A 14,413-nucleotide genomic window follows, 5' to 3' on the forward strand; every position below is an offset into this window, starting at 1 on the left:
GCCGGGAGACATATATTCTATTCTATCTGCGTTACGGCGATGCGCGACGCCGGGTTTTCCGATTGTTCAAGCCGCCATGGTGAACGGCTCCAGTCCGGAGAGGCGGGTGCGAACAGAGATTGTTGGTATCTTGCGAGGTTCTTTTCCTGCCACGGCCTTGGCAATGGCTGCAATATGCGCAGGCGTGGTGCCACAGCACCCGCCGACAATATTGACCAGGCCATCCTTCAACCAGTCGCCGATCAGTTCCGCTGTTTCTTCCGGCAGTTCATCATATTCGCCCAGATCATTGGGCAGGCCGGCATTGGGATAAGCCATGATCAGGCAGTCCGCCTCTTTTGACAGCATCGCCAGATGCGGGCGGAGCTGGTCGGCACCGAAGGAGCAGTTCAGTCCGATAGTGAGTGGTTTCAGATGCCGCACCGCATGCCAGAAGGCCTCGACCGTATGACCCGACAGGTTGCGGCCGGACAGGTCGGTCAGGGTCATCGATATCATCAGCGGTACGTCCCGCCCGCTCGCTTCGGCGGCTTCCATAGCAGCCATGCCGGCGCATTTGGCGTTGAGCGTATCGAAAATCGTCTCGATCAAGAGAAAGTCGACCCCGCCGTCGATCAACGCATCGCATTGCGCGCGGTAGACGCCCTTAAGATAATCATATTCAATCTCCCGGAAGCCCGGATCATTGACGTCGGGCGACAGCGACAGCGTCTTGTTGGTCGGACCGACGGACCCGGCAACAAAGCGCGGCCGGCCATCCCTGGCTTCGGCCTTGTCGCAGGCTGCTCGCGCGATTTCTGCCGATTTGACGTTCAGATCACGCACCAGATGTTCGCAGCCATAATCGGCCTGGCTGATTTCGGTAGAGCTGAACGTATTGGTTTCCACAATATCAGCACCGGCTTCGAGATAGGCGGTGTGAATGGCCTCTATAATATCCGGCCGGGTGAGGCTGAGCAGATCATTATTGCCCTTCTGGTCATCGGTCAGTTCCAGATTGCCGCGATAGTCCCGTTCGCCCAGCCCGTAGTTCTGGATCGCCGTGCCATAGCCGCCATCGAATACCAATATACGTTCTGCTGCCAGTTTCTGTAATTGTTCGCGTGCGTTGGTCATGCCGCTTTCTCCTGTCGCCTACTGGCGGGCCGCTTGCCGAGCAAATGGCAAATGGCGTAGCTGAGTTCTGCCCGGTTGAGCGTGTAAAAATGAAATTGGCGCACTCCGCCCGCATAAAGCTTGCGGCAGAGTTCCGCCGCCACCGTGGCGGCGATCAATTGTCGTGCTGCGGGATGGTCGTCGAGACCTTCAAACAGGTCATTCATCCAGATCGGGATTTCAGCACCGCACATGCCAGCGAATTTGCGCGTCTGGGCGACATTGGAAACCGGCAATATGCCCGGAACAAGTTCGGCGTCTATTCCCGCTGCTGCCGCCGCGTCACGAAAACGGAAAAAAGCTTCGGCGGTGAAGAAAAATTGGGTGATGGCACGGCTCGCCCCAGCATCGAGTTTGCGCTTGAGATTGTCCAGATCACTTTGCGGACAATCGGCTTCGGGATGGGTCTCCGGATAGGCTGCGACAGATATTTCAAACGGCGCGATATCTTTCAGCCCTTTAACCAGATCCGCCGCGCTGGCATATCCCTGTGGATGGGGCTCAAAAGTGCTCCCCTCTGCGGGCGGGTCACCGCGCAACGCGACAATATGCCGAACACCAGCATCCCAATAAGATCGCGCAACTTCCGCAATTTCATCTTTGCTCGCATCGACGCAGGTCAGGTGGGCTGCAGCCGGAATATTGGTTTCCTTGGCGATCCTCGAGACTGTGCTGTGGGTGCGCTCACGGGTCGTGCCACCGGCACCATAGGTCACCGAAACAAATCGTGGATTGAGCGGTTCGAGCGTGACAACGCTATCCCACAATGTTTTTTCCATCTTTTCCGACTTGGGCGGAAAAAATTCAAACGAGACATCGGCATCCCCGCTCAGTCCGGCAAACAGAGGGACATCCAGTGCCCGTTTGGCTTCTTCCAGCTCGCTAAATGCCATTGGCCGTGTGGGATTGGTCATGCTGTTGCTCTTTTCAAATTTTCAATATCGGAAGCCAGATTGCCGGCATTCGGGTGCAGGCTGGGTATCGTCGATTTCCGTGCTACCCAGATTTTGACGGTCAGTTCGCCACCATCAAGCGTCCTTGTCTGTATCAGGGGAAGCTTTGCGGCGGCAAGCCATCGCTTCATGCTGTCATCGCTGAAGCCAAGGCGCGCATGAGCATGTTCGCTGCGCAGGTCTTCGCGATCATGCGCGGCAAAATCCGCAATCAGGACGGTTCCGCCGGGCTTCAAAACCCTGGATAATTCAGCCAATACCGCTTCGGGATGTTGTGCATAATGCAAAACCTGGTGGACAATGATACTGTCCACCGCACCATCGGCCACGGGTAACTGGTTGAAGTCGCCCTGTTTCAATTCCGTTTTTTTTATGAGCTTTGATCCGTTCTCGGTTTCGCTCTCAAGCAATTTTGCCCGAGCCAGCCGCAGCATTTCCGGGCTTTTATCGAGCGCAATGACGGATTGGGCCGATGGTCCAAAAAGCTCTACCATTCGCCCGGTGCCGGTGCCGACGTCCAGCATATTTCCGAGCTGTGTGTCCCGCAGCAAGGCAAGCATTGCCCGCTCGACCTCTTCTTCGGGCAAATGGAGGGACCGGATCGCATCCCATTCTTCAGCATGCGCCGAAAAATATCGTTCCGCCATATCCGCGCGTGCTTTGCGGACTAATGAAAGCTGGGCTTGATCTTGCATGGCCTGTTCGGACTTTGCGACCTTGTCCGAACGGAAAATACGGCCCAATATTTCTAGTTCGGATGCCGGCCCGGGTTTCAGGAAAACCCAGCTGCCTTCCTTTCGGCGTTCCGCTAATCCAGCTTCGTCCAATATTCTTATGTGCCGTGAAATACGGGGCTGACTTTGATCCAAAATCTGCGCGAGCTCGCCTACCGCCAATTCCATTTTTTGCAGCAACAGCACGATTCGGAGCCGCGTAGGATCGGCGAGTGCTCTAAAAATGTTCAAGATATGGTCCATGGTTGGATGGTTATATAAAGAAATCTTTATATCTGGTCAATTGGCTTGATCTTATGGGGTTGGCTTTTGTTTGCCATGATTAACAGGGCAGAATTTACAATAGTGAAAATAGCTGAACAGGTTCTTCGTTGCGTTCGTTTCGCCAAATCGCTAAAGAATTGTCCGCAGGTTGGTGGAGCTAGAAAACTCTCATCCTGCTTGGTTTTTGAGGAATAAAATAAAGGGTTATCCCAATGAAAAAAGTTACCACATCAATCGTTCTGGCTGCTGCACTCGGCCTGGCCGCATGTTCTGGCGCAGACAATGCTGAAGCTGGCGCAGAAGAAGCAGTAGAAGGCACAGAAGCAACCGCTGAAGAAGCCGCTGCTGATGCTATGGATGCTGCTGAAGGCACCGCAGACGCCATGGGCGAAGCTGCTGCCGATGCAACCGCCGAAGCTGGTGCTGCTGCTGACGCCGCTGGCGAAGCTGCAGTTGCTGCTGGTGAATCCGCTAAGGATGCTGCTGCCGCTGCTAAAGATGCTGCTAAAGATGCTGCCAAGAGCGCAGTAGACAAAGCTGCAGACGCTGCGAAAAAAGCAGTCGAGTAAGGCTTTAGGCATTTTAAAGAAAAAGGGCTGCCTCCTGGCGGCCCTTTTTTTTGTCTTTGGCCTCGGCTCGATTGGCATTAAGGAGAGCCAATGAGAAGTTTCTTCATCATTTTAATATTAGCAAGCTTGGCGGCGTGCGGCCCTGCACAGAATGATCCGGGACCTGGTGGCGTTACCGTTGGAGAAGCCAAGGCACTGGATGAAGCGGCAAAAATGCTGGATGAACGCAATGCGGCGCCTGAATCGCTCGCGAATGATGACGCTAAAACCGTCCCTGATGAAGGCGAATAGTCTTAGTTGGTGTGGTAGCGGCCGACGGCACGGGTTACCGCCTGCATAAGGCGCATGCGTTCAGGGATAGAAGCCGTCGTGTCACCGAGCATCACAACCACCGCGTAACGCGTCCCGTCCGGCGCAGTCATGATGCCGATATCATTATATCCGGTCGCGACTGAACCAAGCACTTGCCCGGTACCGGTTTTATGCAGGAATTCCCAGCCCGCAGGAACGCCAGCCTTCAAGCGGTTCGGACCGCTCCGTGTGCGTTTCAATATGGATTGCAATAAGCGGGTGGAATTTTCTGACAGCAGCTCGCCCCGGGCCAGTTTATCGAGCGCACGGGCAATCGCTAATGGACTGGCCCCGTCAACAGGATCGGCCAGATAGGCGTTGAGCGCCTGTTGGCGTTGCTCGACCGGTATTTTCGCGCGAGCCGCGTAGAACGTCCGCCGATAGGACAGATTTTGTTTCCATTCCATGCCGGCGATACCGCTTTGCAACAATCGCTCGCCCGGACCAAAACGGATTTTTCCGAGCGTGTTTTTATCAATGAACCGGCGGACGGCATCTGGCCCACCCGCATGGCGCAACAGAGCATCATTGGCCGTATTGTCGCTACTCGCGAGAGCTTTTTCGAGCAGAGTATAGACGGATTTCACAACCGCGCCCTCGCGTTCCACTTCAACCGCCATGGGTTGGTGGAACACCGTCAAATCTTCTTTGCCAATGCGGATGGAGTCGGACAATGATGCCCGGCCCTGGTCAACCTTGTCGAGCAGCGTCATGGCGACCCAAAGCTTTGAAACGCTCTGCTGGGGAAAATATTCGTCGATCCGGTGGCCAAATTCCCAATCACCATCAATCCGTTTGACAGCAATCCCGGTTTTTCCCGGGAAACTTCGCCAGAGATCAGCGATCTCTCGGACAAGCGCGGGGTTCGGGCGTTCACGAGATTGATCGGCGCGAGGCAGGGACGATGGTGAACGATTTTGATAGGTCGGCGGGATATTGGTGGGGCTGTTGCCTGCCGGCCGGTTAGGCGCGGACACACAAGCTGCCAGCGTCGCCGTCAGCAGCAAAGTCAATAATGGCCGAATTGGAATCATGCGCGGTCGATCATTTCCTGTTGGATAGTCCATGGGCTCTTGTAACTAAGCGGTATTTTCTGAACAGAGCCATAATTGCGGATTGCGGTGAACGATTCTCCTGCTGCGGCAGATTGTTGATGCCCGTGCCCAGGTCAGAGTATTCGAGACCAGACCGCACTTATTCTTTGATGCCAAAATTGATCCGCCGCGCAACGCTATAGTCGAGCGTGTTCACCACAAAATAGGATAGAGTCCAGCGCAGGCGGTTGAGAAAAGTACGCCGGGATTTGTGCAATTTTGGGGTGATAGGCTCGGCTTTTTCATATAATATGCCGAACACCGCGCGCGCGTGATTGGCAAAATTCGCATCTTCAATCCGCAGCATCATTTCGACATTGATAAACAGGCTGCGCAGATCGAAATTTGCGGACCCGACGTAAACGGCATCATCGACGATCACCAATTTTGTGTGAAGTAGCTTGGGTTGATATTCGAAAATGCGAGTGTGTCGCTTCAGCAGATATCCGTATAGCAACCGACTGGCCCCAATCGTTGCAGCATTGTCCGTTTTGCCGGGCAAGATGATCCGGCTCTCGCCGCCCCGTTTTGACAATCGGCCAATCCGCCGCAAAAGCCCTTGGCCCGGTGAAAAATAGGCGGTGACCAGATCAAGCTTGCAGCCGTTTTCAAGATCGTTCTTGATAGCGGCTGCCCAGCGGCTCAGGCGATTGCTCGGCCCGCCAAGCAGCCAGCGAAACTGGCCGTTGCCCGACTCCCAGTGCCGCACCATCCGCTGAAGCGACCGCAGATTGCCATTGTCCTGATAGACCCAGTGGGACAACAGACGAAAATAATCGACCAGCTTCTGAACCTCCGGTCCTTCAATTTCGAGCCCGAGATCCTCCCAGCTATCGTCGATCTGGGCGCCATCCTTGTCCCGCTGATGAAGATTGAAATATGGTTCGGCGATATTGAAGCCGCCGATCAAGGCGCTGCGGTCATCGGCGATAATCATTTTCTGATGATTGCGTACGAAGTAGCTGGTTGAAAAGCGCGGGCTGAAAAACTTGAATTTGCCCCCTGCGAGCAGCAGTTGGTCAAAGAATTTTCGCGGCGTACGGTTTGATCCGAAGCTGTCGACCATCATTTCGACGGCTACGCCACGTGCACAGGCTGCAATCAAAATGTCCATGATCATCTGACCAATGCGGTCATCCTCGAACATATAGAAGAATAGTTTGAGGCTTTTTTCTGCCCCTTCAAGCATGTCGACCAGTCCAGCGAGCCGTTCAGCTGCGGTGCGGACAAGCCTCAGGCGGTTGCCGCCGACATATGACCATTGCGGTGCATCGGGTTCCAATAGTCGAATGTTCATGGGAGGGATTGGCATGGCGTTGGCATAGATTATGATCGGCTTACCGACAAACCATTAGATTGTCTGGCAATGTTTGCGCGGCTCCAGTTTTGTTGACAAATCTCGCCCATATCCCTAAATGCAGGCCTCTTTTCCAAAAGTTTGCAGAATCAGGAGCGCCTTATGGCTCGCGTTACGGTTGAAGATTGCGTTGATAAAGTCACAAACCGGTTTGATCTGGTATTGTTTGCTGCCCAGCGTGCCCGCGAGATTTCCGGCGGCGCAGAGCTGACTGTAGACCGCGACCGCGATAAAAACCCGGTTGTCGCGCTGCGCGAAATCGCAGAGGAAACCGTCAAGCCGAAGGATCTGGAAGAAAGCCTGATCCAGTCGCTGCAGAAGGTTCTCATCGATGATGATGATACACCGGACGAAATCGGTTCGATCAGCCAGTCGGCAGAAGCCCTTCGCCTGACCGCCGCTGCACCACCGCGCAGCGCCGGAGTTGCCGGAGATTATGGACGCCGCTAAGCGGATCGCGTTACGGCGCAGGAAATTTTAAGACACAAAGAAAAGGCCGCCGGGTTGTTCCCGAGCGGCCTTTTCTTTGCGTCTTAATTCTTTGTGTCTCAAAACGCCTCGGTGCCGATCAAGCGCCCTGCGGCTTGGGATCGCCAAACGGGCCTTTTTTCTTCCGTCCCGCTTTCGGGATCGACGTGCCACCGGCGGGAATGGCTGCCGGTTTGACGACATCGCCATCTGGCCGCGAGAATTTTCCAGTCTTGATCAATTCGTCAATTTCTTCGCCCGACAGGGTTTCATATTCGAGCAGCGCATTGGCAAGCGCATGAAGTTGATCCTCATGCGTTGTCAGCAAATCCTTTGCCCGGTCATAGCTGTCATCAATCAACTTGCGAATTTCCAGATCGATCTTTTTCGCTGTTTCGTCGGACATATGAACGCGCTGGGACTGCGAATAGCCGAGAAAGGTTTCGCCCTGTTCCTCTTCATATTGCAGCGGCCCCATCTCGTCGGACATGCCCCACTGGGTGACCATGTCGCGCGCGAGTTTGGTCGCATACTGGATGTCGCCGGAAGCACCGGAGGATACCTTATCATAGCCAAAGATGATTTCCTCGGCGACACGGCCACCCATGGACACTGCCAGATTGGCGTGCATTTTGTCCCGATGATAGCTGTAATTGTCGCGCTCGGGCAGGCGCATGACCATGCCAAGGGCGCGGCCACGGGGAATGATCGTCGCCTTGTGGATGGGATCAGACGACGGTTCATGGATCGATACAATAGCATGGCCGGCTTCATGATAGGCGGTCATCTTCTTTTCGTCCTCGGTCATCACCATGGACTTGCGTTCGGTACCCATCATGACCTTGTCCTTGGCATCCTCAAACTCGCTCATCGCGACCATCCGCTTGCCGCGACGGGCGGCCATCAGCGCCGCCTCATTGACGAGGTTGGCCAGATCGGCACCGGAAAAACCGGGCGTACCGCGCGCAATGGTCCGGGAATCGACGTCCGGAGCCAGCGGCACTTTCTTCATATGGACTTCAAGAATTTTCTCCCGGCCTTCGATATCAGGGCGGGGCACGACGACCTGACGGTCAAAACGTCCGGGCCGGAGCAGGGCAGGGTCAAGGACGTCAGGCCGGTTGGTTGCGGCGATGATGATAATGCCTTCATTCGCTTCAAAACCGTCCATTTCTACCAATAACTGGTTCAGCGTCTGTTCGCGTTCGTCATTGCCATTGCCGAGGCCAGCGCCGCGATGGCGTCCGACGGCATCAATTTCGTCAATGAAGACAATGCAAGGCGCATTTTTCTTGGCCTGTTCGAACATGTCGCGGACCCGGCTCGCGCCGACGCCGACGAACATTTCGACAAAGTCGGAACCGGAAATGGTGAAAAACGGCACGCCTGCTTCGCCTGCGATAGCACGGGCCAGTAGCGTTTTACCGGTACCGGGCGAACCGACAAGCAATGCGCCCTTGGGGATCTGGCCACCAAGCTTGGCAAAGCGACCGGGATTTTTCAGAAATTCGACAATTTCTTCCAGCTCTTCGCGGGCCTCATCGATACCGGCGACGTCCTGAAACGTAACCTTGCCTTGCTTTTCGGTGAGCATTTTAGCCTTCGACTTGCCGAAACCCATGGCTCCGGAACCACTGCCTTTCTGCATCTGGCGCAGCACGAAAAAGGCGATGCCGAGAATTAGCAGGAAGGGCAGGGACTGCACGAGAATGATCTGCCAGATGCTGGCCTGCTCCTGTGGCTTGCCACTATATTCAACGCCTTTTTCATCCAGCAGGTTGACCAGCGACGGATCGCTGCCAACCGGCGTGGTGGAAAATTTGTCACCGTTGGTGAATTCGCCGGTGATCTGGTCCGGTGAGATGGCGACGCTTTTGACGCTGCCCTCTTCAACCTTGTTGCGGAAGGACGAATAGCTGATGCCTGACCCTGCATCATTTGCAGCACCTGCACCAAACATCGACACGGTAAGCAAAAGCGCAACGATGACGCCAGCCCAGATGAACATACTCTTCATCCAGGGATTGTCTTTGGGATCCTGTTCGTCATTCATTACGCATCTCGTCCTGTAATCATTGTTGTCGCGGGCGATGGGCATCAATCCGCGATTTTTACACTCCTACAAAGATAGTCCTTTTGCAGCGGATAACAATATGGAGGGCAATGTTTTTACCGATCAGTGTGATCGGCGCGGTTCTGGGTCGGGATGATTCAGAAAATCTATATATTTCTGCGTTCTGGAGCCGCTTGAAAAGACCACGCCCCATCGCTGCGGCACAAAATATCCCCGAGAGTAACGGTATCACCCTGTTTCAGCGCGATGATCGTCTGGTCGATCTGACTGCCGCGCGGAGAAAGTGCGGGTTTGCAAATATGCAGGCATTTGAGCAACAGACGTCGCTGAATCTCGTGTGGAAAATCGGTCTTGACCAGGATGCACCCGCTATCCGTCACCCGGATATGTTCTTCGCCAAGCAGATCGACGACCCATTCAATGGCCTCGCGTGCCGCGCCCAATGCATCGGCGCTCTGGCTGGCAAGAGCAATGTCAAACCCTTCCAGATCCCTGAGCGTATTGCGCACCCGGACACGATCAAAGCCCTGATCTTTGTTGGAAGGATCGTCGACCGCTTCAATGCCCGCGTCGGCGACATAGGATTCAAGTTCAGTTTTTCGAAAATGGAGCAAAGGCCGAATGATGTTGGCTCGCTTCGCCCTTATGCCCGACATGCCGTCAATACCGCTTCCGCGCAATATGCGCATGATCATCGTCTCGAGTTGATCGTCCGCATGATGTGCCGTCGCCAGCCAGTGGAGATGATTATCCTTCATCCAGTCTTGCAGCAATCCATAGCGCGCGCGCCGGGCGGCACTCTGAATACTGCCGCGGATCGGAACAACAGGTCGCAGAATATCGTGCGGGATGCCACGTTCGCGGCAAATTGAGGCGACAAATTCCGCTTCAGTCCGGGAGGCCGGACGCAGACCATGATCAACCGTTGCAGCGGCAATGCGCCCTGGAAAGTTTTTGTAGGCTAGCAGCAGCAAAGCCATACTGTCGGGACCACCGGAAACCGCCAAACCCAGTTTCTCATCGGTGGTTTCAAACCGGGGAATAAGCCGGACAAGAGCTTCTACAAACCGTTGGTTCAGCGAGGCGCTTTCATTGTCCATGATCTACTTGCAGTTGGCGGCGGCCTTGCCTGACGTCACCCGATCAGCGAGCCGACCACTAGCAGCCTCTGGATAGACATCCTGCAATTCTGCCAGAACCCGGCAGGCATCTGCTTTTTTGCCCAGTTGGACCAGCGCCGTGCTCAGAAAATAGAGGCTGTCGGGTGCACGCTCTCCGCGTGGTCTCTTCTGGTAATTTTCGTAGAGAGCGACCGAAGCTAGTGCCGGCTTCCCATCGTCAAGATAGGCGCGGCCCAGTAAATTCTGGGCGAAGCTGGCGCGGCGGTGACCAGGCTCATCCTCTGCCATTTTTTTTAATTGTGCTTGTGCTTCGGGATAGAATTTTGCGTCCCACAGCCGATACCCATAAATATACGCATCTTCCCCGCTATCCCCCGTATCCGGCTTCACGATCGCGGCTACCCCTACAACCCGTTCCGGATCGGGTGCAGCCTCTGTCACCGTTTTTGGTTCGGAACCGGAAGAGTTTGCGCTCGTCGGACCAGCAGCGGGCATATCCGTGGCTGCCAACCGATCTTCAATTTTTTTCAGTCGAAAGCCATTTTCCTCGACCTGGCCGGTGAGGTTTGCCAAGCTGTTCTCTAGCGCATCGACCCGCGCGATAAGGTCCGTAACCGCCGATGTCGTGTTCGCGTTTGCGGATGAAGAGGGGGCACTTTCAGCGGTGATTTCAGGCTCGAAATAGCGGGTCGAACCACCAGGGAAAACCTTGCGCTGAATTGCACGTATCTCCTGCTCGAGCCGTTCGACACGTTTGTCTACATTTGCGTTCTGGGCCGCAGCTGGCGCACTGATGAGCAAGCTGGTGAGCAGGATTGTGATACCGAATCTCTTCATCGAAGTCTCCGCTGGTTTTGGCGCATATTAACCATATACTACGCTGAAAAGTAAAGAAAAACTACCCCTCGGTCGGCGCAATTCCGTAGCGCACTGCCCTGTCCTGGCACGTGCGTCGCTCAATCAACCGATAAGTCTTCCGCCGGATTGCTCGCGTCCGCACGGGCAAGCAAAGCCGCGGCACTGACGCCGACATCCTTGATTGTGCGTTCCGCAGTGCCCAGTTGCGGTACAACCTGACCATCTATGGTGACGGTTAATGCGTCGGGGCGTCCGGTAAGAATCTGTGGATTGTCGGCATCCGCCGGTACAGTGAAAGTGTCGCCAGCTGCCATTTGGTCTTCGAACAGACGTTCGCCCTCGGCATCATAAATTTTGATCCAGACCGTTTCGGTTGCGGTCAGGACTACGGTTCCTTCGCTTGATGGCGTTGGTGCTTTTTCATCGATATTCTGCAAATTGTTATTGTCCGAGGCGGTTTCTATCGCTGTGACATTTCCATCATCCGGAAGGTCATTTGCTTCCGTGGGATTAAGGACCAGCGTGCGCCAAACCAGATAACCCGCGAGCACCAATGCCGCGATGCCTGCGGCAGTCCAAACCAGAAAGCGGGGAGGGATGCTGGACGGGTTGGCCGGAGCATATCCGCTCATCTCAGGCTGGAAAGCCCCATGTCCTTGCTCTTCCATTTCTGCCCGTAGCTGGCTTCCGATTGAAGCATCGCTCAATCCGACCGTCCGCGCGAAGGACTTGGCAAAGCCGATCGCATAAGTGCGACCGGGAAGAGCTTCAAAATCGCCATTTTCGATTGATGCCAGATGGCGCTGCGGAATCCGGGTCTTTTTTGCAATATCTTCCAGCGACAAATTTTTCTGCTCGCGTGCCCGGCGCAATAGTTCACCGGTATTGTGCAGATTTAGTTCGACATTTTCGTCGTCATTGGTTTCTTCGGCCACTCTATACTCCCTTGGCCGGATCATTTTGCGACCCTTTTCGCGCACTTCCGGATAATCCATTGAAAAAAGCCAGTTTGGTGAACAAAAGTCAATGGCTATCATGGCCGATATGCTGCATTTTTGCGATTTTCGGTCAATCGGCGGAAAAATCACCCGCTGCCCGTCTGAATTAGGGTCAATCCAGGTCAACACCATTCTGAATCGCCCATTGTTCCAAGATCGCCCTTGGTTCTGCCGGTGCGTCGTTCAAAATCTCTTGGACGGCCAGTCTGGCCTTGCCGAGGTCCAGAGACCGCACCATCGCCTTGATCGGGCCAACCGAAGCCGGGGTAATGGACAAATTGCGGATTCCCAGCCCTAGAAGTGCAAGGGCGTCCAGGGGGCGGCCCCCCATTTCGCCACAAACACTGAGGTTGATGTCGAACCGTTGGGCATTGTCTGACACGCGGCGCACGAACCGGAGGATGGCGGGGCTCATCCAATCGAACCGCTCTGCCAGTTTCGGGTTACTGCGGTCTGCGGCGAACAGGAATTGGGTGAGATCATTGGTCCCGATTGACAGAAAATCGATTCGGTCAGCCATTAAATCAAGGCATTCGGCCAAGGCGGGGACTTCGAGCATCGCACCATATCGAACCTGCACGGGCGGCATTTTCTTCTGGGTTTGCAAATAGGCACGCTGATTTTCAAACACTGCCTTGGCTTTGTCAAACTCCCATGGCTCGGCGACCATCGGGAACATGACATTTAATTTGCGGCCAGCCGCTGCCTCCATCAAAGCGCGCGCCTGCACTTTCATCAACGTATCCCGTTCCAGCCCGATGCGAATGGCGCGCCACCCCATGGCGGGATTATCTTCCTTGAACTCGCTTGCCTGAAAATAGGGCAGGGGTTTGTCCCCGCCGATGTCGATGGTCCGGAATATGACCGGCTTGTCACCGGCCGCATCCAATACATCGCGGTAAAATCGCGTCTGGCCTGCCCGTCCAGGCATTGTTGCGGCGACGAGGAATTGAAATTCTGTCCGGAACAGCCCAATCCCGTCCGCACCGGTCAAGTTGAGCAGCGCCAGATCGTCGCGCAAACCAGCGTTGATGTTGACGGTGATCCGTACGCCGTCCTTTGTTATGGCTTCTTTGTCCCGCAGTTCGGAATAGGCGGCGCGCTTTCGATGGGTGAGCTCGAGTTGAGCTTCAAAAGCTTCCTCCATGGAAGGTGTGGGTCTCACAAACACGGCATTTTCATCGACATTGAGCAGAAGATGATCATCTTCCCGCACGACTTGCCGGATATTCTTGACCTGGCCGAGAATGGGAATGCCCATTGCGCGCGCAATGATTGTTACATGGGCAGTCAGCGAGCCTTCCTCCAGAACAACGCCTTTCAGCTTCCGCCGGTCATATTCCAGCAGCTCTGCGGGACCCAGATTGCGGGCAATCAAAATCGTGTCCTGCCGCAGACCCGTTTTGGCTGCGGTGCCCATTTGTCCAGAAACAATGCGCAGCAAGCGGTTGGCGAGGTCTTCCAGGTCGTGCATGCGCTCCGCCAGCAGCGGATCGTCAATCTGCCGCATTCGCATGCGGGTGTGCTGCTGCACTCTTTCGATCGCTGCTTCCGCCGTTAGGCCACTGTCGATCGCTTCATTGATCCGTCGACTCCAGCCTTCATCATAGGCAAACATCTTGTATGTCTCGAGCACTTCCTCATGCTCACCACCGACCCCGAATTCTGCCTGACTGGTCATCTGGTCGATCTGGTTGCGCATCTTGTCGAACGCGGAATAGACGCGATGCCGTTCGGCCTCGGTATCTTCTGCAACCGTATGTTCAATTTTCACTCTTGGCTGGTGAAATACGGCCTGGCCGCTGGCCTTGCCCTTGACCAGTTGCAGTCCCGAGAGACGCGTGGCCCCAAAGTCGGGTATTGCTGTTTCTTGCGCGAAATTGTCATCGACAAATTCGGCGCTTGTGATCAGTTCCGACAACACCATCGCCGCGGTTTGAAAGGCTTCAATTTCCTCTTCGGAATAGCGTCGCGGGTCGACATGCTGCGCGCATAACACGCCGATTGCCTGCTGGTTCCGGATGATCGGTACGCCGGCAAAGCTATGAAATTTCTCTTCGCCGGTCTCGGGCCGATATTGAAAATCGGGATGGCTGGCCGCCTCGTCGAGGTTTAGCGTCTCGACATTTTTTGCGATATAGCCGGTCAGGCCCTCTCCCATCGCGAGTTTTGTAACATGTACTGCTTCCGCATTCAGTCCGCGGGTGGCAAATAATTCCAATACCCCGTCGCGTCGCAAGTAGATTGAGCAGACCTCGCTGCTTACCGCCTCTGCGATTGTATCGACCACCTTGTTCAATTTTATCTGCGCATTGCCGCGCGATGCCATGATGGCTCGCAGGCCAGTCAGGATGCTGCGGGCTGTCTTGGTACTGGATGGATCTGTTGCGGGCATGATTTTCGCCTAGCAGAAAGGC

At 55.0% G+C, this 14,413-nt stretch carries 13 protein-coding genes; 3 read left to right on the forward strand and 10 right to left on the reverse strand.

What is annotated here, in order from left to right; translation table 11 throughout:
- Window positions 1-66: 66 nt before the first annotated feature.
- From ACN0WX_RS13095 to ACN0WX_RS13105, 3 genes are read right to left on the reverse strand one after another with little or no spacing between them, the layout of a single operon-like run.
- Window positions 67-1,116: a homocysteine S-methyltransferase family protein gene (locus ACN0WX_RS13095; RefSeq protein ID WP_417622782.1), complete on the reverse strand. Its 1,050-nt coding sequence runs from the start codon at window positions 1,114-1,116 to the stop codon at window positions 67-69.
- Window positions 1,113-2,069 (reverse strand): methylenetetrahydrofolate reductase, encoded by a 957-nt coding sequence (metF, locus tag ACN0WX_RS13100; protein ID WP_417622783.1) that lies wholly within the window; start codon window positions 2,067-2,069, stop codon window positions 1,113-1,115. Before metF ends, ACN0WX_RS13095 begins: the two co-directional genes overlap by 4 nt.
- Window positions 2,066-3,085 carry an ArsR/SmtB family transcription factor gene (locus ACN0WX_RS13105; protein ID WP_417622784.1) on the reverse strand — a complete coding sequence of 340 codons (1,020 nt, stop codon included), beginning with the start codon at window positions 3,083-3,085 and terminating at the stop codon, window positions 2,066-2,068. The genes metF and ACN0WX_RS13105 overlap by 4 nt, the downstream gene beginning before the upstream one ends.
- 233 nt (window positions 3,086-3,318) lie before the next feature.
- Between ACN0WX_RS13105 and ACN0WX_RS13110 the strand changes: the two genes are divergently transcribed.
- Window positions 3,319-3,675 (forward strand): hypothetical protein, encoded by a 357-nt coding sequence (locus tag ACN0WX_RS13110; protein WP_417622785.1) that lies wholly within the window; start codon window positions 3,319-3,321, stop codon window positions 3,673-3,675.
- Between the two features lie 90 nt (window positions 3,676-3,765).
- A complete protein-coding gene (locus ACN0WX_RS13115; RefSeq protein WP_417622786.1) occupies window positions 3,766-3,966 on the forward strand; it encodes a hypothetical protein in 201 nt (66 codons plus the stop codon).
- Between the two features lie 2 nt (window positions 3,967-3,968).
- Here ACN0WX_RS13115 and ACN0WX_RS13120 read toward each other — a convergent pair whose 3' ends face one another.
- Both ACN0WX_RS13120 and ACN0WX_RS13125 read right to left on the reverse strand, forming a co-directional pair.
- Entirely contained in the window at window positions 3,969-5,060 is a 1,092-nt protein-coding gene (locus ACN0WX_RS13120; protein WP_417622787.1) for a serine hydrolase, read from the reverse strand.
- A gap of 160 nt (window positions 5,061-5,220) precedes the next feature.
- Entirely contained in the window at window positions 5,221-6,417 is a 1,197-nt protein-coding gene (locus tag ACN0WX_RS13125; protein WP_417622788.1) for a phospholipase D-like domain-containing protein, read from the reverse strand.
- Between the two features lie 162 nt (window positions 6,418-6,579).
- On the opposite strand from ACN0WX_RS13125, the gene rpoZ reads away from it, so the two are divergent.
- Complete coding sequence (gene rpoZ, locus ACN0WX_RS13130; RefSeq protein WP_417622789.1) at window positions 6,580-6,927, forward strand: DNA-directed RNA polymerase subunit omega; 348 nt, start codon at window positions 6,580-6,582, stop codon at window positions 6,925-6,927.
- A gap of 118 nt (window positions 6,928-7,045) precedes the next feature.
- Here the strand turns inward: rpoZ and ftsH are convergent, their stop codons facing one another.
- The 5 genes from ftsH to ptsP all read right to left on the reverse strand — a co-directional run bounded on the left by ftsH (window position 7,046) and on the right by ptsP (window position 14,391).
- On the reverse strand, window positions 7,046-8,998 hold the full coding sequence (gene ftsH, locus ACN0WX_RS13135) for an ATP-dependent zinc metalloprotease FtsH (RefSeq protein ID WP_417622790.1): 1,953 nt from the start codon (window positions 8,996-8,998) through the stop codon (window positions 7,046-7,048).
- A 167-nt stretch (window positions 8,999-9,165) separates the two neighbouring features.
- On the reverse strand, window positions 9,166-10,119 hold the full coding sequence (tilS, locus tag ACN0WX_RS13140) for a tRNA lysidine(34) synthetase TilS (protein ID WP_417622791.1): 954 nt from the start codon (window positions 10,117-10,119) through the stop codon (window positions 9,166-9,168).
- Between the two features lie 3 nt (window positions 10,120-10,122).
- Window positions 10,123-10,977: a hypothetical protein gene (locus ACN0WX_RS13145; RefSeq protein WP_417622792.1), complete on the reverse strand. Its 855-nt coding sequence runs from the start codon at window positions 10,975-10,977 to the stop codon at window positions 10,123-10,125.
- Window positions 10,978-11,096: 119 nt separating this feature from the next.
- Window positions 11,097-11,933, reverse strand: coding sequence for a helix-turn-helix domain-containing protein (locus ACN0WX_RS13150; protein ID WP_417622793.1), 837 nt, complete (start codon window positions 11,931-11,933; stop codon window positions 11,097-11,099).
- 175 nt (window positions 11,934-12,108) lie between these two features.
- Window positions 12,109-14,391 carry a phosphoenolpyruvate--protein phosphotransferase gene (ptsP, locus tag ACN0WX_RS13155; RefSeq protein ID WP_417622794.1) on the reverse strand — a complete coding sequence of 761 codons (2,283 nt, stop codon included), beginning with the start codon at window positions 14,389-14,391 and terminating at the stop codon, window positions 12,109-12,111.
- Window positions 14,392-14,413 lie beyond the last annotated feature (22 nt).

Origin of the sequence: Parasphingorhabdus sp., assembly GCF_048269915.1 — a bacterium.
GTDB lineage: Bacteria > Pseudomonadota > Alphaproteobacteria > Sphingomonadales > Sphingomonadaceae > Parasphingorhabdus.

Excerpts from the sequence above, each read along its gene's own strand:
- ACN0WX_RS13095 (WP_417622782.1), bottom strand. The coding sequence starts at position 1,116 with ATGACCAACGCACGCGAACAATTACAGAAACTGGCAGCAGAACGTATA.
- metF (WP_417622783.1), bottom strand. The coding sequence starts at position 2,069 with ATGACCAATCCCACACGGCCAATGGCATTTAGCGAGCTGGAAGAAGCC.
- ACN0WX_RS13105 (WP_417622784.1), bottom strand. The coding sequence starts at position 3,085 with ATGGACCATATCTTGAACATTTTTAGAGCACTCGCCGATCCTACGCGG.
- ACN0WX_RS13110 (WP_417622785.1), top strand. The coding sequence starts at position 3,319 with ATGAAAAAAGTTACCACATCAATCGTTCTGGCTGCTGCACTCGGCCTG.
- ACN0WX_RS13115 (WP_417622786.1), top strand. The coding sequence starts at position 3,766 with ATGAGAAGTTTCTTCATCATTTTAATATTAGCAAGCTTGGCGGCGTGC.
- ACN0WX_RS13120 (WP_417622787.1), bottom strand. The coding sequence starts at position 5,060 with ATGATTCCAATTCGGCCATTATTGACTTTGCTGCTGACGGCGACGCTG.
- ACN0WX_RS13125 (WP_417622788.1), bottom strand. The coding sequence starts at position 6,417 with ATGAACATTCGACTATTGGAACCCGATGCACCGCAATGGTCATATGTC.
- rpoZ (WP_417622789.1), top strand. The coding sequence starts at position 6,580 with ATGGCTCGCGTTACGGTTGAAGATTGCGTTGATAAAGTCACAAACCGG.
- ftsH (WP_417622790.1), bottom strand. The coding sequence starts at position 8,998 with ATGAATGACGAACAGGATCCCAAAGACAATCCCTGGATGAAGAGTATG.
- tilS (WP_417622791.1), bottom strand. The coding sequence starts at position 10,119 with ATGGACAATGAAAGCGCCTCGCTGAACCAACGGTTTGTAGAAGCTCTT.
- ACN0WX_RS13145 (WP_417622792.1), bottom strand. The coding sequence starts at position 10,977 with ATGAAGAGATTCGGTATCACAATCCTGCTCACCAGCTTGCTCATCAGT.
- ptsP (WP_417622794.1), bottom strand. The coding sequence starts at position 14,391 with ATGCCCGCAACAGATCCATCCAGTACCAAGACAGCCCGCAGCATCCTG.